Annotated in this window: 24 protein-coding genes and 1 pseudogene; 9 read left to right on the top strand and 16 right to left on the bottom strand. The window is 73.0% G+C overall.

Going from position 1 to position 21,464, the window contains the following annotated elements; all coding sequences use genetic code 11:
* Positions 1 to 307 precede the first annotated feature (307 nt).
* From ABT015_RS36750 to ABT015_RS36730, 5 genes are all read right to left on the bottom strand, one after another.
* Positions 308 to 463 carry a hypothetical protein gene (locus ABT015_RS36750; protein WP_350887334.1) on the bottom strand — a complete coding sequence of 52 codons (156 nt, stop codon included), beginning with the start codon at positions 461 to 463 and terminating at the stop codon, positions 308 to 310.
* Complete coding sequence (locus tag ABT015_RS36745) at positions 460 to 1,128, bottom strand: recombinase family protein (RefSeq protein ID WP_350887332.1); 669 nt, start codon at positions 1,126 to 1,128, stop codon at positions 460 to 462. The genes ABT015_RS36750 and ABT015_RS36745 overlap by 4 nt, the downstream gene beginning before the upstream one ends.
* 260 nt (positions 1,129 to 1,388) lie before the next feature.
* A complete protein-coding gene (locus tag ABT015_RS36740; RefSeq protein WP_350887329.1) occupies positions 1,389 to 2,120 on the bottom strand; it encodes a phytanoyl-CoA dioxygenase family protein in 732 nt (243 codons plus the stop codon).
* Between the two features lie 16 nt (positions 2,121 to 2,136).
* Positions 2,137 to 3,003, bottom strand: coding sequence for a nucleotidyltransferase family protein (locus ABT015_RS36735; RefSeq protein WP_350887326.1), 867 nt, complete (start codon positions 3,001 to 3,003; stop codon positions 2,137 to 2,139).
* Positions 3,004 to 3,064: 61 nt separating this feature from the next.
* A complete protein-coding gene (locus ABT015_RS36730; protein ID WP_350887323.1) occupies positions 3,065 to 3,610 on the bottom strand; it encodes an NUDIX hydrolase in 546 nt (181 codons plus the stop codon).
* A 205-nt stretch (positions 3,611 to 3,815) separates the two neighbouring features.
* Here ABT015_RS36730 and ABT015_RS36725 point away from each other — a divergent pair, with 205 nt between their 5' ends.
* Positions 3,816 to 4,739, top strand: a complete 924-nt coding sequence (locus tag ABT015_RS36725) for an NsdA family TPR-like regulatory protein (protein WP_350887320.1) — start codon at positions 3,816 to 3,818, stop codon at positions 4,737 to 4,739.
* 7 nt (positions 4,740 to 4,746) lie between these two features.
* Here the strand turns inward: ABT015_RS36725 and ABT015_RS36720 are convergent, their stop codons facing one another.
* Positions 4,747 to 5,184: a hypothetical protein gene (locus ABT015_RS36720; RefSeq protein ID WP_350887340.1), complete on the bottom strand. Its 438-nt coding sequence runs from the start codon at positions 5,182 to 5,184 to the stop codon at positions 4,747 to 4,749.
* A 75-nt stretch (positions 5,185 to 5,259) separates the two neighbouring features.
* Between ABT015_RS36720 and ABT015_RS36715 the strand changes: the two genes are divergently transcribed.
* Positions 5,260 to 5,616 carry a hypothetical protein gene (locus ABT015_RS36715; RefSeq protein ID WP_350887337.1) on the top strand — a complete coding sequence of 119 codons (357 nt, stop codon included), beginning with the start codon at positions 5,260 to 5,262 and terminating at the stop codon, positions 5,614 to 5,616.
* A 29-nt stretch (positions 5,617 to 5,645) separates the two neighbouring features.
* Here ABT015_RS36715 and ABT015_RS36710 read toward each other — a convergent pair.
* Both ABT015_RS36710 and ABT015_RS36705 read right to left on the bottom strand, forming a co-directional pair.
* Positions 5,646 to 5,843: pseudogene (locus ABT015_RS36710) on the bottom strand (zinc-ribbon domain-containing protein); the annotation flags it as partial.
* A gap of 41 nt (positions 5,844 to 5,884) precedes the next feature.
* A complete protein-coding gene (locus tag ABT015_RS36705) occupies positions 5,885 to 7,243 on the bottom strand; it encodes a Tn3 family transposase (RefSeq protein ID WP_350887317.1) in 1,359 nt (452 codons plus the stop codon).
* Positions 7,244 to 7,265: 22 nt separating this feature from the next.
* Here ABT015_RS36705 and ABT015_RS36700 point away from each other — a divergent pair, with 22 nt between their 5' ends.
* The 4 genes from ABT015_RS36700 to ABT015_RS36680 all read left to right on the top strand — a co-directional run bounded on the left by ABT015_RS36700 (position 7,266) and on the right by ABT015_RS36680 (position 10,543).
* Positions 7,266 to 7,850 carry a site-specific integrase gene (locus ABT015_RS36700; RefSeq protein WP_350887314.1) on the top strand — a complete coding sequence of 195 codons (585 nt, stop codon included), beginning with the start codon at positions 7,266 to 7,268 and terminating at the stop codon, positions 7,848 to 7,850.
* A 78-nt stretch (positions 7,851 to 7,928) separates the two neighbouring features.
* Entirely contained in the window at positions 7,929 to 8,357 is a 429-nt protein-coding gene (locus ABT015_RS36695; protein WP_350887312.1) for a hypothetical protein, read from the top strand.
* Between the two features lie 223 nt (positions 8,358 to 8,580).
* Positions 8,581 to 9,834, top strand: coding sequence for a cytochrome D1 domain-containing protein (locus tag ABT015_RS36690; RefSeq protein WP_350887310.1), 1,254 nt, complete (start codon positions 8,581 to 8,583; stop codon positions 9,832 to 9,834).
* Positions 9,835 to 10,237: 403 nt separating this feature from the next.
* Positions 10,238 to 10,543: a hypothetical protein gene (locus ABT015_RS36680; RefSeq protein WP_350887308.1), complete on the top strand. Its 306-nt coding sequence runs from the start codon at positions 10,238 to 10,240 to the stop codon at positions 10,541 to 10,543.
* A gap of 39 nt (positions 10,544 to 10,582) precedes the next feature.
* Here the strand turns inward: ABT015_RS36680 and ABT015_RS36675 are convergent, their stop codons facing one another.
* The 5 genes from ABT015_RS36675 to ABT015_RS36655 all read right to left on the bottom strand — a co-directional run bounded on the left by ABT015_RS36675 (position 10,583) and on the right by ABT015_RS36655 (position 16,045).
* Positions 10,583 to 11,491 (bottom strand): NAD-dependent epimerase/dehydratase family protein, encoded by a 909-nt coding sequence (locus ABT015_RS36675; protein ID WP_350887306.1) that lies wholly within the window; start codon positions 11,489 to 11,491, stop codon positions 10,583 to 10,585.
* Positions 11,491 to 12,609, bottom strand: coding sequence for a cytochrome P450 family protein (locus tag ABT015_RS36670; protein WP_350887304.1), 1,119 nt, complete (start codon positions 12,607 to 12,609; stop codon positions 11,491 to 11,493). The genes ABT015_RS36675 and ABT015_RS36670 overlap by 1 nt, the downstream gene beginning before the upstream one ends.
* Positions 12,606 to 14,078 (bottom strand): class I adenylate-forming enzyme family protein, encoded by a 1,473-nt coding sequence (locus ABT015_RS36665; protein WP_350887301.1) that lies wholly within the window; start codon positions 14,076 to 14,078, stop codon positions 12,606 to 12,608. Before ABT015_RS36665 ends, ABT015_RS36670 begins: the two co-directional genes overlap by 4 nt.
* 213 nt (positions 14,079 to 14,291) lie before the next feature.
* Positions 14,292 to 15,035: a glycosyltransferase family 2 protein gene (locus tag ABT015_RS36660; protein ID WP_350887299.1), complete on the bottom strand. Its 744-nt coding sequence runs from the start codon at positions 15,033 to 15,035 to the stop codon at positions 14,292 to 14,294.
* Positions 15,032 to 16,045, bottom strand: coding sequence for a 3-oxoacyl-ACP synthase III family protein (locus tag ABT015_RS36655; protein ID WP_350887296.1), 1,014 nt, complete (start codon positions 16,043 to 16,045; stop codon positions 15,032 to 15,034). The genes ABT015_RS36660 and ABT015_RS36655 overlap by 4 nt, the downstream gene beginning before the upstream one ends.
* 280 nt (positions 16,046 to 16,325) lie before the next feature.
* Between ABT015_RS36655 and ABT015_RS36650 the strand changes: the two genes are divergently transcribed.
* Positions 16,326 to 16,538, top strand: a complete 213-nt coding sequence (locus tag ABT015_RS36650) for a cold-shock protein (RefSeq protein WP_350887294.1) — start codon at positions 16,326 to 16,328, stop codon at positions 16,536 to 16,538.
* A 65-nt stretch (positions 16,539 to 16,603) separates the two neighbouring features.
* On the opposite strand, the gene ABT015_RS36645 is transcribed toward ABT015_RS36650, so the two are convergent.
* Both ABT015_RS36645 and ABT015_RS36640 read right to left on the bottom strand, forming a co-directional pair.
* On the bottom strand, positions 16,604 to 17,092 hold the full coding sequence (locus tag ABT015_RS36645) for a hypothetical protein (RefSeq protein WP_350887291.1): 489 nt from the start codon (positions 17,090 to 17,092) through the stop codon (positions 16,604 to 16,606).
* 89 nt (positions 17,093 to 17,181) lie between these two features.
* Entirely contained in the window at positions 17,182 to 18,234 is a 1,053-nt protein-coding gene (locus ABT015_RS36640) for an Lrp/AsnC family transcriptional regulator (protein ID WP_350887289.1), read from the bottom strand.
* 223 nt (positions 18,235 to 18,457) lie between these two features.
* Between ABT015_RS36640 and ABT015_RS36635 the strand changes: the two genes are divergently transcribed.
* Together ABT015_RS36635 and ABT015_RS36630 are read left to right on the top strand one after the other, a co-directional pair.
* Complete coding sequence (locus tag ABT015_RS36635; protein WP_350887286.1) at positions 18,458 to 19,897, top strand: UbiD family decarboxylase; 1,440 nt, start codon at positions 18,458 to 18,460, stop codon at positions 19,895 to 19,897.
* A gap of 95 nt (positions 19,898 to 19,992) precedes the next feature.
* Positions 19,993 to 20,613 (top strand): UbiX family flavin prenyltransferase, encoded by a 621-nt coding sequence (locus ABT015_RS36630; RefSeq protein WP_350887283.1) that lies wholly within the window; start codon positions 19,993 to 19,995, stop codon positions 20,611 to 20,613.
* An 86-nt stretch (positions 20,614 to 20,699) separates the two neighbouring features.
* Here ABT015_RS36630 and ABT015_RS36625 read toward each other — a convergent pair whose 3' ends face one another.
* Complete coding sequence (locus ABT015_RS36625) at positions 20,700 to 21,089, bottom strand: RidA family protein (protein WP_350887280.1); 390 nt, start codon at positions 21,087 to 21,089, stop codon at positions 20,700 to 20,702.
* Between the last annotated feature and the right edge of the window lie 375 nt (positions 21,090 to 21,464).

Below are 21,464 nucleotides of genomic sequence, written 5' to 3'. Positions count from 1 at the left end.
AGACCTCTTCGACCCGACCAAGGGAAACTGTCCTCCGTGAAGCACGTCATCGCACTCGATGTAGGCGGCCCCGCTCGCGGGGAGCCGGGACCGACGCTTGTGGCGGGGTGCGCCACCGACCCGCACCCGATGGGCCGTCCGACCTGTGCGACACCGATGCGTCTGCTGCCGACCGCCGGCAACACGGAGCGGGACGGCGGCAACGGCAGCTGGAAACCGCCGGCCACGGGGGGACACGGCGGCGTCAGGGGTGGTAGGGGTCCAGCCAAGGTGAGCCCAAAAGGGGCAGTGGAATGATCTTGCTGCGTCAGCAGTGCGGTTCGGTGTCGGCGTCCTCGGCCGGGTCGGGCTCGCTCTCGTTGTCGTGCTGATCGGTCCAGGTTCCAAAGGGTCCGGCTAGGCCGGGCTCGTCGGCGCCGAGCTGGAGGGCTCCGCCCTTGAGGCGGTGCGGGCCGGGGATCACCGGGTGCCCGCTTCGAGCTGGGCCAGGATGCGGCTGGCGCGGAGTTCTTGCAGGTCGGGGATGTGGTTGTAGAGGGTGCCGGGGCTGACGCCGAGGAGCTTGGCGATCGAGGTGATCGAGTTCTCGGGGTTGGGGAGCATGTCGCGGGCGGCCCGGATGATGTCGGGGTTGACGACGGTGGGTCGGCCACCGACCTTGCCGCGGGCGCGGGCGGCGGCCAGGCCCTCGCGGGTGCCGGAGACGATCAGCTCGCGGATGAACTCGGCGAGGGCGGCGAAGACGTGGAACACCAGCCGGCCGCCGGGGGTGGTGGTGTCGAGGCGCTCGTGCAGCGAGGTGAAGCCGATCTCGCGCTTGCGCAGTTCGCCGACCATGGCGATCAGGTCCTGGAGGGAGCGGCCGTAGCGGTCGAGGGCGGGGACCACCAGGGTGTCGCCGGGGGCGAGGAAGGCGTGGCACGCCTTCAGCTCGGGCCGGGCGTCGTTCTTCCCCGACTTCTTGTCGGCGAAGATCCGGCGGCAGCCGACCGCGTTGAGGGCGTCGAGCTGGCGGTCGAGCTTCTGTCCGCCGGTGGACACCCGTGCGTATCCGATGCGGATCTCGGTACGGACGGCGGGCTCGGCGACCAGGAGTTCGAACTGGGCGTCTTCAAGTGGCGTGCTCACGCACGAAATCCTGTCAGAAAACGGTGGTCGGGGGGTTATTGAACCACCTGGGTTTTTGAAGGAGTTTTTTTAAGGCCCTGGGGTCCTTCCGGCGGCCTGCGCGGAGATCTTCAACAAACGATGGTTTCTTGAAGATCGTTAAGTCGCTCCGGCAGTGCGACGTGCCGATGATCCGACCACCGGCGGATGCTCAGGTCGGATCATCGGTACGGAGGTGGTTCGGTCGAACCCTCCTGGACAGGTGTTCGCCAGGCGCTGCGTCAGTTCGGCCGGTCGTTGCCCCGGTACAGCTGGGCGCCGGCGACGACGACCTGCCGGTCAAGGTCCGGGTGGGCGTCGAGCTCGTCCGCGCTGCGGTAGCCGAGGACGGCGCTGGTGCGGGTCGTTCCTCCAGTGTTGGGGCCCACCGTGTGGAAGAGCGTGCCGTCGAAGAGTAGGACGCCGCCGGCGGGGACCGGCACTGGCACGGCCTGGTCGGCGAGGTCGGCGAGTTCGGGGTGCTCGTCCATCCAGGTGCCGCCACCGTCTGGCTGCGGGACGCCGACGTACGGCGCGCGGTGGGAGCCGGGGACGATCCAGGTGCAGCCGGTCTCCACGGTCGCGTCCTCGAAGTACACGACGGCGGTCAGCAGGCCGCGGGTGGGCTGGAGGATGTCGCGGTGCAGCCGCACCTTGTGAGCGCCGGGGGCATTGAGGGAGCCCTGGTTGTGCCGGTTGAGGACGTAGACCACGTTCGGGCCGAGCAGCGCGGTGAGCGGCCCGGTCAGGGCGGGGTGGGCGACGAGGCGGTGCACCAGGGCGCGGTCGTGCTGGTAGAGCCGGTACACCTTGGCCTGCCCGGCCGGGAGGCGGGCAGCGCGGGCGCGGACGGCCTCGGCGACGTCGTCCAGGAGTCGCTGGGGCAGACCGGCATCGGGCAGGCGCAGGTAACCGAGGTCGCGGAAGTGGCGGGCCTGCTGCTCGGTCAGTACGGGCGAGGTGGTGGTGGGCACAGCGGTTGATCCCCTCTCAGGCGGTGCGGCCGAAGGCGGCCAGGCGGTCCGGGGTGCCGAGGTCGGGCGCCGCGGTGCGGATGTCGAAGGCGCCGACCGGGTGGCCCTGGCTGATCGCCCAGGGCATGAACTGCCGGTACAGGTCGGCCTCGCCGGGGTTGGCCAGGCGCCGGGCGTACTCCTCGAACAGGGCCCGGAACGGGGCGGGGGCGATGATGACGGCGCCGGTGCTGGTGGCCTGCCGCAGCCCGCTGCGGCTCCCGGCCGGCAAGGTGGCGTCCACGCCTTCGAGGGCGTGGACGACGTGCTGGCCGTCGGGGTCGAGGAAGAGCCGGCCCGCGTTCTGGGCCGAGCGGCCGGGCGCGGTGGTCACGGTCCACGTCACCGCCACCGGGCGGGAGCGGTGCTCGGCGACGGCGGAGGGCAGCAGGGCGGTGGGGAAGAGGGTGTCGGCGGGCAGCACCACCGCGGCCGGGGTGTCGGGCAGGTGGGCCAGGGCCGCGTAGGCGGCACCGGCGGTGCCGAGCGGGTGCTGTTCGCGGTGGATCGTCAGCTCCGCCTGCCGGGCCGAGGGGTGGGCGAGGGCGTACGTCTCGACGGCTTCGGCGCCGGTGGCGGGGTCGGTGCTGGTGAGCACGGCGATTCGGCGGAACCCGGCGGTGGTGAGCTGGGTGAGCGCGTGGCCGAGCATCGGGGTGCGGCCGGTGTCGGTGTCGATCGGCACCAGAACCTTCGGCGTGCGGTGCAGCTCGGCGTCGGCAGCGGCCCGCAGCCGGCTGCCCTTGCCGCCGGCCAGCACCAGGGCGACGGCGCGGGCGGGAAGGGAGACGAGCGTGCTGCTGTAGTACGGGGCGGTGGTGTCGGTGGTGCTCCGTTCGGTCACGGGGGGTCCTCCCGGGTGGCGGGTGGGTGAGCGTGGGGTGCCGCACCTGCCCGCCCCTGGGTCACAGGAGGTTCAGCACGTCCAGGGCGAGGTAGGCGGCGGCGGTGTCGGTCATCTGGCCGCGGCGGAGCACGCGCGCGCGGAACTCCGCCAGGTCGAGGGTCACGACGTCGATGAACTCGTTGCGTTCGGGGGTCGGTTCGGCGACCTTGACGCAGTCGGTGGCGAAGAAGGCGAAGCGAAGGGCGTTGGAGTACGCGTCCAGCCAGTACGGTCCGGCGGCGTGGACCTCGCCTTGGTAGCCGGTCTCCTCCAGCAACTCCCGAGCGATGGCGTCCAGCGCTTCCTCGCCGGGTTCCAGGAAGCCGCCGGGCAGCTCGTAGAGCACCTGGTTGGGGCCGGGCCGGTACTGGCGGGCGAGGATGACCTGCCGGTCGGTGGTGAGGGCGAGTACCGCGCCGGCCGGGCGCTCGCTCTTGAGGTAGAACTCCTCCTTCCGGCCGTCGGGCAGCTCGAACTCGACGCGGTCCACGGACCGGCCGAACTTGCTGAATACGGTGGTGCGTTCGATCTCGCGCCACGACGCGGTGGTGGTGTCGGTCGTCATGGCCAGGACTGTACGGCTCCGGCCCGGCCTAGGCGGCCGTTCCGCTGTTGCTTGTCGGCCGGTGCCTGGTGGCGGGTGGGGCATGTCCAGGAGACCACCGGATCGGGTGACAGCGGCAGGGCAGATCGGTAGGCAGTCCGTGGCCGTCTCGGTACGCTGAGCTCTCTGCCTGGACCGAGGGTTGGGGGCGGGCATCGTGGCGAACGTGCTGTTCAAGCGCGCGCGGCTCACGCTGGGCCTGACGCAGAGCCAGGTCGCCGAGCGGGTGCGCGCGCTGGTCGAGGCGGTCACCAGACGGGAATCGTCGTTTGACGCCGGCTACGTCTCGCGCATAGAACGTGGCCTCATCACCTGGCCGCACGAGCACTACCGGCAGGCCCTCTGCGTCGTGCTGGGGGCGGGGACGGCGGCCGAGCTGGGCCTGATCGCCAAGCAGGTCCACCACCGCGAACACCCCGATGAGGTGAGTTCCTCGAACCGCCGAGACGTTCTCCAGGCAGCCCTGGTCGCCCTGCTGCCGCCCGCGCCGCCCCTGTCGCGCCTGCGCATCGGCGACGTCCGGGCCATCGCCTCTCGCACCAGCGTGCTGGAGCACTGGGACCGGGCCGCGGGCGGCCGGGCCGTGCGCGACTTCGCGCTGCGCGAGCTGCAGGCCGCGGTGGCACTCACCGAGGCGTCGACCAGCCCGGCCGTGCGCGCCGCCCTGCTCGGCACGATCGCCCGCCTGGCGAACCTGACCGCCTGGTCCTCCTTCGACGCCGGCCTGTTCGACGAGGCCCGCCCGCTCTTCCAGCTCGGCCTCACCGCCGGCCACGAGCACGGCGACGCGGGTCTGCTGTGCCATCTGGCCACCAACGCCGCCCGCCAGGAGATCCACCTTCGCCGCCCCGAGCGGGCTCTGGAACTGGTCGGCCGGGTGGACGGGCGCCTGCCCGCCGCCGCGCGGGCGATGCTCGCCGCCGTGCGCGCCCAGGCCCACGCCCTTGGCGGCGACGAGCGGCAGGCGGCCCGCCACCTCGTGGCCGCCGAGCACGCCTACGACAAGGTCACCGACCTCGCGGCCGCCGTCAGCTCCGCCCGCCTGGCCACCGCGCTCGCGGACATGCGCCACGCAGCCCTCCGGCACTGACCCACGATCAGCAGCCCACCTGTCCGGCGCCGGGCGAGAGCCGGATCCCGTTGCGGAGCAGGAGAGCGGTCAACTCGGGATCGTCGTCGGGGCTGACCCCATGGATGTCGCCCTTTCGCAGTGCCCACACGCCGCGCAGGCTGAAGTCGACGGCGACGCACAGGATCTCGCCCCGGTAGTCGAGTTCGTAGTACGTGCAGTGATCCAGTTCGGGGATCGCACGCTGTACGCGCTCGGTGATGTCCGCGCCTTCTCTTTCTTCGACGGGCTCGGCGGCCGTGTTCTGGATGCCGCTGATGACCGCGCGCAGGTCGATGACGGCCACCCCGTCCGGGGCGTCGATGTTGCCCTTGCCAAAGCGGAGCCAGATCGGGACGGCGCCGGCGTCGCGGGCGAAGGCGAGCTTGGCGGCGGAGGAGGCCTTGGGCGCGGAGTCGATCTCCACGACGATGTCGGCCGCGCCGAGCTGGCGGATGACGGTGTCCAGGCGGCCGTAGCGGCTCGTCCAGCCTCCGCCTTGGTGGGCAGCATCGCGGCGGCCTGGGCGGTCACCCGGACCAGCGCCGCGTTCACCTCGCCCTGGCGGCCCGCCAGCGCGGCCTCGGCCCCGAACGCGCCCTGCAGTGTCTTGGCCGCCCAGAACCGCCACTCGGCGGCCAGCGCCGGCGGGACGTCGGCGGGCAGGGGCACCTTGTCGAGGAGCTCGCCGACCTTCGCCGAGGAGCCCTTCGCGGCCTTCGACATCTCGGCCTTGACCTTGGCCTCGTTCTCACGCCACCACTTGCTGTGGCAGCTGAAGCAGCGGGGATGGACCCTCTCCCGGTGCCGCTCGGCGACCTCGGCGGTCACCTTCACGGTGCACCCGCACACGGGGTAGGTGTACGGAACACGGAAGCCGGTGCACTGCCGGCAGGCGGCGACGTCGCCGTTCTTCCACTTCGCCATTGCCGTCCGCGCGCCGACCTTCTCCTGCCATTCGTGGCCCGCCGGGCAGCGCCACCACGCCTCGAACGTCGCCTTGGCCGCGATCCGCTCCGGGGTCGTCGAGCCGTTGCGCTCCGGGTGCCAGGTCGCCGCGACCGCGGGGTACGCCTCGGCGAGCATCACCGCTGCGGGTCGGCCGGGCTTCCCCGCCGGCTTGTCCGTCATGCTGCTGCCGCCTTCTCGTCGTCGCCGAGCACGCTGAAGTCGACGTCCAAGCGGGCGTCGTAGTCGTCGGGGGTGATACCGAGTTCGTGGGTGGAGTACTCGCCGAACCGCTTGATGTGCTCGGTCAGGTACGGGGAAATCTGCGCGAGGTCGAGCGGGTCGACGATCCATCCCTCCGCCTGCAGCTGGCGCACGACATCCGCGATGTCCAAGGTGTTGTGGAAGATCACCAGGTTGGCCAGCAGAGAGGTGAACTTCACCTCCTTCTCCTGCTCGACCGGATCGTTCGCCGCCACCGTGCCGTGCTGGCCGAAGCGCACCCAGTCGGAGAAGCCGTTGAACGCCTCGACCTTGTTGGTCGCCGCCGTCACCCGCGCCCGAAGCGGCGCGTCCGACAGATACCGCAGCAACTGGACGGTACGGATCACCTTGCCGACCTCACGGAAGGCCGTGTAGGTCGCGTTGCGGCGCGAGCCGGAGCGAAGCCGCTTGAGCAGCGTCACGGAGGAGATCGCGCCCTCGCCGATCGAGACGATCACCTTCATGAGGTCCTTGAAGTGGTTCTCGATCAGGGTCCAGTCGATGACGTTGCGGCCCACCTCGCCGAACAGGGCGTCGATGTGCTCGTACTGCGCGGTACGGGAGGGGCGGAAGAACAGCAGATCCTTCCAGTTGCGGATCCTGGGCATCAGGTCGATGCCGAGCAGGTGCGCGATCGCGAAGACCGGGTAGCTCTGGCCCTGGGTATCCGCGTGGATCGTGGTGGGCTTGACCTCGGAGGTGTTCTTCAGCAGGCCCTCGATGATGTAGACGGCCTCCCACACGCCACACGGCACGAAGTGCGTGAACAGCGCGATGTACAGGTCCGAGACGTGGTGGTACGCGATGCCGCCGACCGCCCCGTACCGCACGGACGTCTCGGCGAGCAGGTTGTCCAGGTAGGTGTCCATGTGGGTGCCGTCGGCCGCCGCGGTGGTGCCGTTGCCCCACGCCCGGGACAGGTCGAGCTGGGCGTGCCGGTCCACCACGTCACCGATCGCCTCGTTCAGCTTCGCGGTGGTCACGTGCCGCCGGGCCGCGACGGACAGCTCGTGACCGGAGACGCCGGCGATGTGCCGGGCCGCCTCGGCGTACGTCATGTTCGTGCCCTTCACGAAGGTTGTGATGACGTACCGGCCGAAGGGGTCCTTCAGCTTGGGGTCGTTGCCGGAGGCCGGGCCGAACCGGTGCCACCACTCGATCCAGTACGCGGTGCGGGCCACGATGCCCAGCAGCGTGCGCTCGGGCATCCGCTCCTTGATGGCCTGCTCCAGGGCCAGCGCGCTCTTGCGGGGCTTCTCCGCCCGGCGCCTCACCCACGCCTTCCTCCGCTGGGCCATGCGGTCCAAGCAGATGCCCGCCGTCACCGTCCCTCACCGCTCGACGAGCAATCCCGCTCCAATCGCCCAGCATCAGCGGCTCGCGCTGCTGCGACAGCTCGCGGACCACGACGATGTCCCGCTCCAGGACCGCGTGGCTGCCGTGCTCGTCCTCCTCTACGCGCAGCCGCTCACCCGGATCGCACGGCTCGGCACCGACGACGTCCGGCACGAGGACGGCGAAGTCCTCATCCGGCTCGGCGACCCGCCGTCACCCGTCCCGGCCCCCTTCGCCGGGATGCTGCTGGACTACCTGGGGCAGCGACCGAACACCATGACCGCGACGAACCCCGACGCCCGATGGCTCTTCCCCGGCCGCCGGGCCGGGCAGCCCATGACCCCGAGCACTCTGGAACTTCGGCTCCGGCACCTGGGCTTCCCGATCCAGCGAGGACGCACAGCAGCGATCCGCCACCTTGTCCTCCAGGCCCCGGCCTCGGTGATCGCCCGGATGCTCGGCTACAACGACGACACCACAGCCCGCCTCGCCGAAGAGGCCGGAGGAACCTGGCGCCACTATGCCCCCGGCGACCACTCACGGTGACCCCGAGCCCTCAGCACACGAGGAATACACGACAGCCGATTACGCGAGGTCGCCAGTTCTGGACCCCGGCAGAAGGCCGTGGTCGACCGGACGCGGCCGGGGCAGTTCGTGCGCCGGCACTTCGAGGCGATGGTCTTCACCTACCTCGCTGAGGAGCTGCGCACCGGGGATGTGGCGGTGGCCGGATCGAAGGAGTACGGGGACTGGTCCAAGCAGCTGCTCGCGTGGGAGATCGTGGAGGAGAAACTGCCCGCCTATCTGGTGGAGATCGGGCTCGCCGAGGACGAGGGCGAGGCCGCCGAAAACCGGGCAGCCAAGGGCGACCGCTCACTGCTTGATCATTTGCCCTGGTTCCGCGTGACGCCGCCGTCGCCTCCCGCGTTGATCAGCTGGCATCTGTTCCCAGGACGTCCTCGTGACGGTGCGCCGAGCTTCCCCGGTCGCCATCTCCAGGACCCTGACGGAACGACTGCTCCCCTCGTCGAGACCGGGGAGCAGACCGGCTGATCGCCCCGCGCCTCCTGCGCCGGGCCTGATGGGAGAAGCACCCCCTATGCGTCTGTCCAGTACATCTGACCGGTCCCCCCGGAAGCAGCCGGGCCGCCGACTCCTCGCGGCCGTCGGTTCATGTGGCCTGGCCGTGGCCTCTCTGGCGGCCGTTTCCCCGGCAGCGCACGCGGCTCCCGCCGCGTCCGCGCCTCGGATCGCGGCCGAGGCGCCGCTCGCGTACGTGACGAACTACAGCGACGACACGGTCTCCGTGATCGACACCGTCACCCGGGCCGTCCTCTCCACCTTCCCGGTCGGCGACGGCCCCAAGGGCGTGGCCGCCACCCCGGACGGAGCCCGCCTCTACGTGAGCAACGGGAACGACGGCACCGTATCGGTCGTCGACACCTCCACCCGCGCGGTCACCACCACTGTCCCGGTCGGCGGCGGTGTCAACGGCGTCGCCGTCTCGCCCCACCAGGCCCGTGCCTACGTCGTCAGCAGCGCCACCAGCCGACTGACGGTGATCGACACCACCACGAACACCGTGACCGCGACCATCGCCGTCGGCAGCGCCCCGCAGGACGTCGCCGTCTCCCCCGATGGCAGCCGCGCCTACGTCACCAACTACAACGACCGCTCCGTCTCGGTGATCGACACCGCAACCAACACCGTGAGCGCCACCGTCAACGTCCGCGGATTCCCCCAGGGCGTCGCCTTCACCCCCGACGGCAGCCGCGCCTACGTCACCCGGCCCTTCGCCAACTCCGTCGCGGTGATCGACACGGCCACCAACACCGTGTCCGCGTCCATCCCCCTCACCGACCGCCCGTACGGCGTCGTCGCCTCCCCGGACGGCAGCCGTGTCTACGTGGCCCGCAGCTGGGGCGCCTCCGTCGCCACGATCGACACCGCAACCAACACCGTGAGCGCGGACACCGCCTCCGGCGACACGCCCACCGCGGTGGCCGTGACCCCGGACGGCGGGCAGGTCTACGCCACGAACGGCAACTCGGCCACCGTCTCCGTGATCGACACCACCACCCAGACGACCAACGGCATCCCCGTGGGCAAGACCCCCGCCGGCGTCGTCATCGCCGAACGGCCCACCGCCGACCTCGGCGTGGAACTCACCGCCACCCCCCGCCCCGACCTGGTCAACGGGCGCATCGACTACACGGTCACCCTGACCAACCACGGCCCCCGCACCCTCGCCTCGGCCACGGTGACCGTGAACCTGCCTGGTGGCACGGGCCCGGCCAGCCCCGACTGCACCGTCACCCCGGGCACCGCCACCTGCGCTGCCATCGACCTCGCCCCGGGCGCCAGCACTACCCGCCGAATCACCGTGCCCGTCGCCTCTCTCAGCCTCGGCACTCCCTACACGGTCACCGCGACCCGCACCGCCAGCGTGCCCACCGACCCCAACCCCGCCAACGACACAGCCTCCCGCACCTGCAAGGCCACCACCGGACTCCTCATCAACTGCACCTGACCCGTCCGTCGACCGACAGGGCCTCCCCCGCACGGGGAGGCCCTGCCACGGCCCTGCACGAGACTCCCGACCCGACGCTGGACGCCAGTGCGGCGGTCGGCGCCGACAAAGATCATGATCGAGGTGTGAGCGCGCTGACATGGTGCTCGTCCTGCCGGCGGACCGTAGCCTGGAGGACCGCGAGAATGACCCGTCGAACCTTACAGACCCCTGGATTTCAGAGTTCCAGCAGACGCGTCACCTGACTGTCGTCAGACGATCGTTTGACGACAGGCGGGTCGGACGTCCAATGAACCCGGACGCACCGGCGAACTCCTGTCCACCGTGAAGTTCATGGTGCAGACCCTCGCCGCCGCCGGCGAACTCCAGCGCGCCGTCACCCGTCCCGGCCCCCTTCGCCGGGATGCTGCTGGACTACCTGGGGCAGCGACCGAACACCATGACCGCGACGAACCCCGACGCCCGATGGCTCTTCCCCGGCCGCCGGGCCGGGCAGCCCATGACCCCGAGCACTCTGGAACTTCGGCTCCGGCACCTGGGCTTCCCGATCCAGCGAGGACGCACAGCAGCGATCCGCCACCTTGTCCTCCAGGCCCCGGCCTCGGTGATCGCCCGGATGCTCGGCTACAACGACGACACCACAGCCCGCCTCGCCGAAGAGGCCGGAGGAACCTGGCGCCACCATGCCCCCGGCGACCACTCACGGTGACCCCGAGCCCTCAGCACACGAGGAATACACGACAGCCGATTACGCGAGGTCGCCAGTTCTGGACCCCTGGTAGTCGGTGAGGGTGCGGGTGGGGGTCCAGCCCTGGGTGCGGGCGCGGGTGAGGTCGAGGACGACGCTGCGGGTGAGGAGGTCGACGGTGTAGGGGGTGAGCCCGGGGATGCGGGTGGTGCGGGCGGCGAGGCGGGCGAGGGGCGCGGGGAGGTGGGCGATGCGGGCGGGGACGCGGTGGGCGGCGAGGACGTGGCGCAGGGCGTCGTCGCGGCGGTAGGGGGTGGCGTCGGCGATGTTGTAGGCGCCGGGCGGCCAGGGCGGTGTGCCGGTGAGGCCGAGGGCGGACAGGCAGGCGTCGGTGAGGTTGGCGACGGCGGTGAGGCTGAGCGGGATGTCGCGGCCGGGCAGCGGGAGCAGGCCGTGCCGGGCGCGGGCGAGCAGTTGGGGGACGAGGTGGGGGTCGCCGGGGCCGTAGACGGCGCGGGGGCGCAGGACGACGGCGCCGGCCGTGAGGGCGAGGCGTTCGGCGGCGGCCTTGGTGCGGCCGTAGGCGTTGAGGTGGCCGGCGGCGGTGGGGTGGTCCTCGGTGACGGCGGGGGTGGCGGTGCGCGGGTCGTAGACGCTGGCGCTGCTGACGTGGACGAGGGGGCGGCCGGCGGCCGCGCGCAGGACGCGCTCGGTGCCGGTGACGTTGACGGCGTGCTGGTGGGCTTCGGCGGGATCGCCCGGGGGCAGGTCGGCGACGGCGGCGGCGCAGTGGACGACGAGGTCGGCGCCGGTGAAGTCGGGCTCGCCCTCGGCGGCGTCCCAGGGGCGGTGGTGGCCGACCGGGCCGGGGCGGCGGCCGTGGCAGGAGACTTCGAGCCCCAGGGCGGCGGCGGTGCGGGCGAGGTGGGCGCCGCAGAAGCCGGTGGCGCCGGTGATGGCGAGGTGCATCAGGATCTTCCCCGTCGGACGGTGAGTTCGGCGTAGCCGGGCAGGGCGCTGCGGCGGTCGACCCGGGCGCGGGTGACGACCGGGCGGTGGGGGGCGAGCCCCAGGAGGAGGTCGGCGAGCAGGGTGCGGGCCAGGCCGGCCCCGGGGCAGGCGTGCGGGCCGGCGCCGAAGACGGCCTGGGTGGCGGCCGGATCTTCGGCAGGGCTGCGACGGTGGGCCCGGGCGGCGTGCCGGGCGACCAGGACCAGCCGGTCGCCGGCCCGTACGGGGTGCCCGGCGAGGGTGGTGTCGGCGGCGGCGACCCGGGGCAGCAGCGGGGACGGGGCGGTCAGGCGCAGGAGTTCGGCGGCGAGGCCGGGTGCGGTCGCCTCGCTCACGGTCGGCCAGAGCCCGGCGTCGGCGCACCAGGCGACGGCCCGGGGCAGTGCGGCGACGGTGGTGTTCACGGCGGCGACGGCCACCATGGCGTCACGCGCGTCGGGCGCGTCGGGCAGCAGGGCGGCGAGCCGGGCCGCGGCGGCGACCGTGGCGGCGGCCGCGTCCGGGCCGCGGCGGCGGGGACCGGGGAGGTGGTCGCGGGCGGCGTGGGCGGCGGCTTCGGCCGCGGCGTGGGCGAGGCGGTGCGGGCAGGACTGCGCGCCGGTCAGGGCGGCGGCCGTGACACCGGCCAACTCTCGGGCCAGTGCGACGAGTTCGAGCTCGCCTGCGGCCACGTCCGGGACCCGCGTCGCGAGCACGGCCTGCCAGTGCGGGCGGATCCGTTGCTGTGCGGCGGTGTCGAGGCCGCCGGCCAGGGCGCGGCGGGCGTTGCGGTGTTCGGCACCGTCCTGGTCGAACAGCAGTCCGCCGACGGTGAGTTCGGCCGCTGCGCCGCCGGTGGTGCCCGGTGCGGTGCGGTCCAGCGGGACCTTGGTGAGCGCTTCGCGGTAGGCGTCGGTGCCGTGCACCAGCACGGTGCGGCCGAGCCGGACCACCGGGCGGCGGCGGGTGGCGGCGAGCAGGGCGAAGAGCAGGGGGTGGCTGCGCAGGTAGACCCGGCGGTCCCGGCGGCGGGCCCGGCGGGCGGCGGCGGGCGGGAAGGCCGGTGCGGGCGGCTGTGCGGTCATGGGGTCGGTCACCGGGCCAGCTCCCGTGCGCAGTGCGCGGCGGCCGCCGCCCGGTCGGGCTTGCGGGAGCGGCCCGCGAGCGGGACCTCGCCGAACAGGACGGCGTCCGGCCGGGCCGCTGCCATCCGGTCGAGCGGCCCGCGCAGGGCCTCGCGCAGGCGCCGCGGGTCGGTGCCCGGCGCCGGCTGGACGAGGGCGACCAGCCGCTCGTCGCCGTCCCCCGCCGGAATGCCGACCAGGACGGCGAGTTCGACGCCCGGCAGGTGCAGCGCCGGTTCGTACAGGCCGGGGTAGATGTTCTCGGCGCGGCGCAGCACCATGTCCTTGAGGCGGCCGGCGAGGACGATCCGTCCGCCGGGGGTGAGCGCGGCGCGGTCGCCGGTGCGCACCCAGGGGTCGGGGTCCTCGCCGAGGTAGCGGTGGCGGGCGCCCGGGCCGGTGAGCAGCAGTTCACCGCCGGTGGCGATCCGGGCGCGGACGCCGGGCAGGGGAGCTCCGACCAGGTCGCCGTCCCCGTCGTGGGCGCTCTTGTCCGCCTCCTCGACGGCGGCGGCCGGGAACAGTTCGGTGAGCGCGTAGACGCTCCAGGCCTGGTGGGCGCCGGACTGCTTGACCCGGCGCAGCAGGGCGGCGTCGGCGGGGGCGGAGCCCGTCCAGACCCGGCCGGTGAAGCGGGCCCCGGCGGCGAGGGCGGCGCGCAGTTGTGGTGGGGTGAGGTAGGTGTGGGCGGGGTCGAGGCGGGCGAGTTGGCGGCCGAGCGCGGCGGGGCGGCGGGCGGGCTGCACGACGGCGGCGCCCGCGGCGAGGGCCGGGACGAGCACGAAGAACGTCCCGCCGAGGACGACCGTCCCGGGGCGCGGGTCGACCAGGTCGGCGACGGTGCGCAGCCCGGCGGCCAGCCCGTCCCGGGTGTGGACGACGGCGCGCGGGCGGGCGGTGGTGCCGGAGGTGAAGACGATCACCGCGTCCGCTTCCGGGCCGCCGTCGGGCCGGGCGGGCGGGGTCGCGCCGCCGGGGCGCAGGTGCGGCGCGCAGCCGGGCAGGCGGCGGCCCAGGGTGGCGACCGGCCCGAGTGCGGTGAGGCGGGGCAGGGCGAGGTCCGCTCGGCGGGCGAGCGGCCCGGCCCAGCCGGCCACCGCCTGGGCGGCGGCGTCGGCGAGGACGAGATCGGGGCGGGCCAGGGTGAGCCGGGCGGCGAGCACGTCGGGCCCGGCGGTCGGGTCGAGGACGGCGATGCGCAGAGCCAGCCGGTGCGCGGCGAGCATGACGGCCAGTGCGCGCGGCCCGGGCCGGACGGCGACGCCGACGGTGTCGCCGGGGCCGAGGCCGTGGGCGTGCAGCGCGGCGGCGTAGCCGTCGGCCAGGTCGGCGAGTTCGCCGCGGCGGAGCACCGGGCGGACGGTGCCCGGGCGGGTGTGGCGCAGGACGGCGGGCCGGTCGGGGTGGTCGGTGCGCAGGGCATGGGTGAGCCGGTCGAGCATGGCGGGGTCCTTCGGCGGGCTGCGGGGTGGCGCGGAGCGGGTCCGGTCGGGAAAGGGTTGGTAGGGAGCGGGGAGCGGGGCGCGTGGCGTGGGGAGCGTGGCGCGGGGCGCGGGGCGTGGGGAGCGAGGCGCGTAGGGCGCGCGGGGCGCGTAGGGCGCGCGGGGCGGGACGCGCAGCGCGCGGGGCGCAGGGCGCAGGGCGCGGGCGGGCTGTCAGCGCACGTCGACGGCGCGCGGCCCCGCGCCGCGCTCCAGGTACCAGCGCGCGGTGCCCACCACGCCGTACGCGCGGATGCGCCGGGTGGAGTTCTGCACCACCATGTCGCGGCGGCGCACCACCGCCGTGGTGTGCCGGCGGACCCTGTTGAGGAACGCCCGGTCGGTGGGTGAGGGCCGCCGGGGCATGCCGCCGACGGCGAGGTAGAGCTCGGCGGTGACCGCCATGTTGTTGCCCGCGTGCATCCGGTACGGGGTCAGGTAGCCGTGTCGACGGCGGTGCGCGGGCCGGATCCGGCCGAAGAAGGCGCCGAGCGCGACCAGCGCCAGGAACACCGCGCGCCCGACCGGGCCGTGCTCGTCGTGGCGGGCGGTGACCCGGCCGCAGACCAGCCCGCCGGAGGCGACCAGCCCCGCCCGGGCCGCGGCCGTCCAGCCGGGTTCGGGCAGGCAGTCGGCGTCGGTGCGGGCGAGCAGGGTGGCGCCGTGGGCGATGGCGTACCGGAAGGCGGTGTCCACCGCGGAGCCGACGCCCTTCTCCCGCTCGACCACCACCTCGACCGGGAACGGCGCGCGGGCGGCGAAGGCGCGCGCCAGGGCGACGGTGCCGTCGGTGGAGCCGTTGTCGGCGACGAGCAGGGTGAAGTCGCGGTCGCGCTGGGCGGCGAGGGCGCGCAGCACGCCCTCGATCCGGGCCTCCTCCTGGTAGGCGGGGACCACCACCCACAGGTCGGTCCTCACGAGGCCTCCCAGACCATGGTCATGAGGCTGACGCCACCGCCGAGCCCGATCAGCAGCACCTTCTCGCCGGGCGCCAACGTGCCGCGTATTCGGTCGAGTTGCACGCCCAGCGTGGCACTGGCGACATTGCCGAGTTCCGGCACGGTCAGGACCAGCTTCCCGGCCGGCACCCCGGTCAGCTCGACGAAGCGTTCCAGGTAGGGGATCGTCACCTGGTGCACCAGCACCCGGGCGTAGTCGTCCCAGCCCAGGCCGGTGCGGGCGGCGAGCCGGGCCAGCGCGGCGGGGCCGATCTCCTCGAAGATGCCGCGCAGTTCCTTGCCGCCGCCCCGGAAGTAGCTGTACTCGTCGCCGCGCGGGTGGCGGGAGCCGCCGCCGAGGATGCCGCCGGCCGGCCAGTGCTCGGAGGCCGTCTCCGTCCCGACGTCGAGGATTCCGCCCCGCTCCACGGCCTCGACGACGACGGCCGCCCCGGCGTCGCCGAAGGTGTAGCCGGCGAAGCCGTCCCGGAACTCCGCCAGGGAGGACGGCGTGCGCAGCATGGCCCGGCTGGGCGTCTCACCGGTGACGACCAGGGCACGCCGGGCCCGGCCCGCCAGGATCATCGCGCGGGCCAGGTCGATCCCGTTGAGGAAGCTGTTGCAGGCGTTGCTGACGTCCAACGCGTGTGCACGGGTGCCGAGTTCGGCCTGCACGATGTGGGCGGTGGCGGGCTCGCACACGTCCCGGGTGGCGGAGGCGAACAGCAGCAGGTCCACATCCTGCGGGCGCAGCGCGCGGGCGGCGAGGGCACGTCGGGCGGCGCCGACCGCGAGGGTGGAGGCGTACTCGCCGTCGGCGGCGAAGTGCCGGGTGCGGATACCGGTCGCCTTCTCGAACATCCGCTCCGGAAGGGCGAGTCGGCCGCCGGCGGTGACCTCGTCCTGGAGCTGCTGGGAGGTGAGCCGGCGGGCCGGCAGGTGGGAGCCGACGGCGGTGATGCCGATCCTCGGTGTTGCTGCTGTGTGCATGCCTCCATGCTCCGGCGGCACGACCGGGCCGGCCTGAGTACAGGTACTCAGGCCGGCCCGCCGGGCTACCCGATCACGTCCGTGCAGATGGACGGTGGACGGTGGACGGTTGCCGCGCCTCCGGCACGTGCGGCACCTGTGCTGCCGTCACCGGTCCGGGTGGCTACGCGCCGCAGCGGCCGACCAACTTCGCGTTACGGCCCCGCCGAGGCCCCGAGCCCTGTCATGATCGGCCTGTTGCGTCTCGTAGATCCTCGATCTTCGGAAAACAGGAGTGGCTGTGGCAGAGCGGCAGAACGGCACGGTGAAGTGGTTCAACGACGAGAAGGGCTACGGCTTCATCACCCCGGAGTCCGGAGCGGACCTGTTCGTTCACTTCCGGGCGATCCAGGGAGACGGCTTCAAGTCCCTGGTTGAGGGCCAGAAGGTGACCTTCGTGGCGGTCCAGGGCCAGAAGGGGCTCCAGGCCGACGAGGTCCAGGTAGTGGGGTAGTAGCAGTCCCTCCCCCTCCTCCCCCGGGCCCCGGTCCGAACGGGAGCTGCGGGAGACGCGGGAGATCACGGCCCGGGCGGCCTCCGTTCGATCGGGGCCGCCCAGGCCGTTCTGGACGGCTCGCCGGGCGGTCGGCCGGCCGACGTCTCGACAGTCACCGCGACTGAGCGGTCCCGGAGGGCGGCGGCCGTGAACTCCACTTCGACGAGCGTGCCCGCCAGCCCGGCCGTCCTCAGCTCGACAGCCATCGCCCGCGCCTGCGCCGGCGACAGCCCGTGGGCCGCGCGCAGGGCTCGCAGCACCGGCACGAGGCTCAACTCGGGCCGTACGAGGTAGAGGCGCGCCGGTCCGTGCTCCGCCAGTAGCGCCTGGCGGATCTCCTCGGGTGTCGGCCCGTCCCCGTCCTCCTCGCACCAGGCCGCGGGGCAGGTCCGGCAGGAGGCCTCGATACCCCAGCACAGCCGTCCGCGGTCCAGGAACTGGCCGACGTCGCGGACCAGCGCACCGCCGCAGTCCGCGCATCGTGTCGTGATCTTCGCGCCCTGAGTAATCATCGAACTCCCCGCCGTCGCTCGTCGTTGCGCGGATCGTCCCGCATCCACGCGTGCCCGTCGACCATCGGCCGTCGCTTCCCGGCGAGGCCTCAGCCGCGCCGGGTGCCGGCTGGCCGGTTCCGGTGGCGGCCGACAGTGCCGACGCGTTTGAGGGTCCGGACGATCGGGGCGGTCTCGACCGTGTCGATGCCCGGGAGGGCGCCGAGACGGTCGGTCAGGTAGTCATACAGGTACTCGTCATCGGGGCAGAGGACGGCGGCGAGGAGGTTGGTCCGCCCCGTGGTGGCGGCGGCGTAGGCGACTTCGGGGTGGTCGGCCAGCGCCGCGCCGACGGCGGCGAGGTGCGAGGGCCGCACCGACATCCAGATGGCGGTGGTGGTCGGACTGCCCAGTAGCCGCTCGTCGACGTCCACGACGAAGAAGAGCGCTCCGGCCGCGCGCAGGTGGGCGATCCGGCGGCGCACCGTCGACTCGTGGCAGCGGGCCTCGGCGGCCAGCGCCGCGTACGTCGTACGGCCGTCGCGGGCCAGCGCGGCGAGCAGCGTGTGGTCGAGGTCGGTGAGCTCGGTGAGACCGGTGGGCTCAAGCGACGGCGACGCCGACGACAGCCGGGCGTCGGACGGCGGGAGCCTCGGCGGTGGGAAGGCAGGCGGCGGGAACGCGGGGGCGAGCGCGTCCCGCTGCTCCTGGTCCAGCGCGCAGGTCAGGGCGCCCCAGGTGGTCGGACCGCCCTTGAACAGCCGCAGCACGCGCTGCGCGGTGATCGAGGTGACCCCCGGGAGCCGGTCGAGCAGTTGCACCGGCGCGTCCTGGGCGCGGTCCCGGTGCGCCACGAGGTGGCAGATGATCTCGGTGGCGCCCGAGGCGAGCTGGACCCACCGCGTGTCCTCCCGCGCGGCCAGGGCCCGGGCCAGGCCGAGCGAAGCGCCGGGGGCGGACTGCAGTCGCAGCGCCCACACGGTCTGCCCGACGGGCCGGGGGTTGAGCCGGCCGATGACGCGCAGCCCGGCGCTCTCGCACAGCGCGGCGTAGCGGCGGGCGACGACCTGCTCGGAGACGCCCAGCACCGAAGCGATCCGGCGCAGGGGGGCGCGCCCGTCGATCTGCAGGGCGTGGATCAGCCGGAGATTGAGGGATTCCACGGATCCAGACCCTACCCGGGGCGGTATCCGGCGCCTACGCCCGGACTCGTTGCGCCTGCTCGCGGCCGATCCGGATCATCGGTGCGCAGGCCGACGCGGCACCTGTCCGCGCGGAACTGCGGCCCCCGTGACGGCCGCGCCGAGGCTCGGCCGCCGACCGCGAGGAACGCGAGGAAGAGGAGGAGGGGAGACCCGGGCACACCACCCGGCTCCCCGACAGCAGATGGGCGCATTTCGTGATCTCCGGCATTACATCGACCACCTGACCGAGGCCCTCGGGAGAGGCGAAGTCCTCCGGATCGACGGGGCCGACCGGGACCTGGACATCGGAGGCATCACCGAACTGCTGGCGGAGCGGGAAGGCCCCGCCCTGATGTTCGACAACATTCCGGGATTCCCCGCGGGGTACCGGGTGTTCACCAACTTCATGGGCACGCCCGCCCGCACCGCGGTGGCGCTCGGGCTGCCGCACGACACCCCTGCGCTCGACATCGTGCGGGCCTGGAAGGACCTCAGCAAGCGGATCGAGCCCGTTCCTCCCGTGGAGGTCGCCACCGGCCCGGTCCTGGAGAACGTCCTGGTCGGCGAGGACGTCGACCTCGGGATCTTCCCCACCCCGCGCTGGCACGACAGGGACGGCGGCCGCTACATCGGCACCGCCTGCATGGTGATCACCCGTGACCCCGACAGCGGCTGGGTCAACGTCGGCACCTACCGGGCCTGCGTCCAGGGCCGCGACCGGTTGTCGCTGTGGATGCTCGGCAACCGGCACGCCAAGGCGATCGCCGAGAAGTACTGGGCGCGCGGCCAGACCTGCCCGATCGCCGTGGTCGTCGGCCAGGACCCGATCCTGTCGACCGCCGCGGCGATCGCCGCGCCGTCCGGGATGTCGGAGTACGACCTGGCGGGCGGACTGCGCGGGGAGGGCGTCGAGGTCCTGTACGCGCCGGGCAGCGAGCTCCCGATCCCGGCACACGCCGAGATCGTGATCGAGGGCGAACTGCCGCCGGTCGAGGAGGAGTCCGTCCTGGAGGGCCCCTTCGGCGAGTGGACCGGCTACTACACGCACTCGGGTCAGGAGACCGTCGTCCGGGTCACCCGGATCCTGCACCGCGACGACCCGATCATCCTGGGCGCCCCGCCGATGCTGCCGACCATCCCGGCCGGCGACCAGGCCGTTCCGCTCTACTCGGCGTCGCTGACCTGGGACCACCTGGAGGCGTCCGGCGTGCAGAACGTCAAGGGCGTGTGGGCCTACGCCCGGCAGCTCCTGATGGTCGTCTCCATCGAGCAGACCGGCGCGGGGGACGCCATGCACGCGCTGCTGGCGGCGGCCGGGCGCAAGCGCACGGGCGGCATGGAACGGTACTTCGTCGTGGTCGACGAGGACATCGACATCACCGACATCAACCACGTCCTGTGGGCGATGTTCACGCGCGTCCACCCGACCGAGTCCATCCAGGTCCTGCGCGCGCCCACCACCGCCATCGACCCCCGGCTCGCACCCGACAGACTCGCCGCCGGCGACCTGTCGATGGGCATCGTGCTCATCGACGCGTGCAAGCCGTTCGCGTGGAAGGACCGGTACCCGCCGGCCAACCGCGTCGACCAGGCCACCCGCGAGCGGCTGCGCGAACGGTGGGCGGGCGTCCTGGCGCTGTAGCCCGCCGAGGGCGGTGAGCAATCCCCCGCCCCCTCCGGCCCTTCCCCCTCCGGCCCTTCCCCCTACGGCCCCGCCCCCTACGCCAGGAGCACAATGTGTCCGCCGCACCCCCCACCACCCGCCTCGTCATCGGAGTCACCGGCGCCACCGGCGCCCCGATCGCCGTCCGCCTGCTCCAGGTCCTGCGCGAGGTACCGCAGGTGGAGACCCACCTCGTCCTGAGCACCTGGGCCCGCTCCACCATCGAGGCGGAGACGCCCTACAGCGCCCGACACTTCGCCGAACTCGCCGACGTGACACACAAGTTCGGCGACCTCGGCGCCACCATCTCCTCCGGCTCCTACCCGGTCGCTGGCATGGCCATCGTCCCGTGCAGCATGAAGACGCTCGCGGCCGTCCGGCACGGCATGGCCGACAACCTCATCGCCCGCGCAGCCGACGTCACCCTCAAGGAACGGCGCCCACTCGTCCTCGCGCCCCGGGAGACGCCCCTCAACGAGATCCACCTGGAGAACATGCTCGCGCTCTCCCGGATGGGCGTACGCATCGTCCCGCCGATGCCGGCCTTCTACGACACCCCGAACGGCATCAGCGACCTCGTCGACCACATCGTCATGCGCATCCTCGACCAGTTCGACCTCCCCGCAGGCACCGCCGACATCGCGGAACGCTGGCAGGGCCTGGCCGACACCCGCCACCACCACCCCGCCTCGTAGCGCGGCACGGCACACCCACCCGCCACGAGACACCACAGCGCTGGTCGCAGCCACCCACGTGTGGCCGCGACCAGCGCTCTTCGGAATCAGTCGAGGACGGCGTCGATCTCCACTTCAACGAGCCATTCGGGATCGATGAAACGTGAGACCTCGACGACGGTGCAGACCGGGCGGACCGACGCGAACCGCTCCCCGTGCGCTCGCGCGGCCTCCTCCCAGCGCGTCACATCAGTGAGCATGAGACGGGTCCGCACAACGTCCCCCAACGACGCCCCCGCCTCCTTCAGCGCGGCCTCCGCAATATCCAGACACCTGACCGTCTGGGCGTACACATCGCCCTTCCCCACGGTCGTCCCACCGTCCCCGATGGGAGCAGTCCCCGCGACTGCAACGTGTGACCCCTTGCGGACTGCCCGGGAAAACCCGATCCGAGGTTCGAGAGGCGAGCCGGAACTGACTATCTGCCGATGATCCATCGCACCATGCTCCCAGAGCACCGCACATCTGAAAACAGGCCCCCCACCGGGCACTTCACCCCTATACCAACCGATTAATACCGGTCCACAGCCATCTGGTCGGTTCTTCTGCGGCAATCCCGGAGGCGGGGCCGGCGGCAAGTCAGACCGCTGCTCACCCAATGCCGGGGCAATCCCCGCGCTCGCAGGAACTGCCCACGCTCGACCAGCTCAGCGCGATCGCCCGTGCGATCGGGGTGCCGCTCCGGCGACTGCTCCGCGCCGCAAGCCCTGGCCGGCCGCACCGCGGTGCGGCCCGCCCCGGCGGGGGGGGGGTGCCCCCCCGCGGGGGGGGTGGGCGGCCACAGGACCAAGGCAAAACCCCCCCCCCCGCCC

The organism is Kitasatospora sp. NPDC094016 (genome assembly GCF_040304045.1).
Taxonomy (GTDB): domain Bacteria; phylum Actinomycetota; class Actinomycetes; order Streptomycetales; family Streptomycetaceae; genus Kitasatospora.
This window is presented reverse-complemented; position numbering and strand designations above follow the sequence as displayed.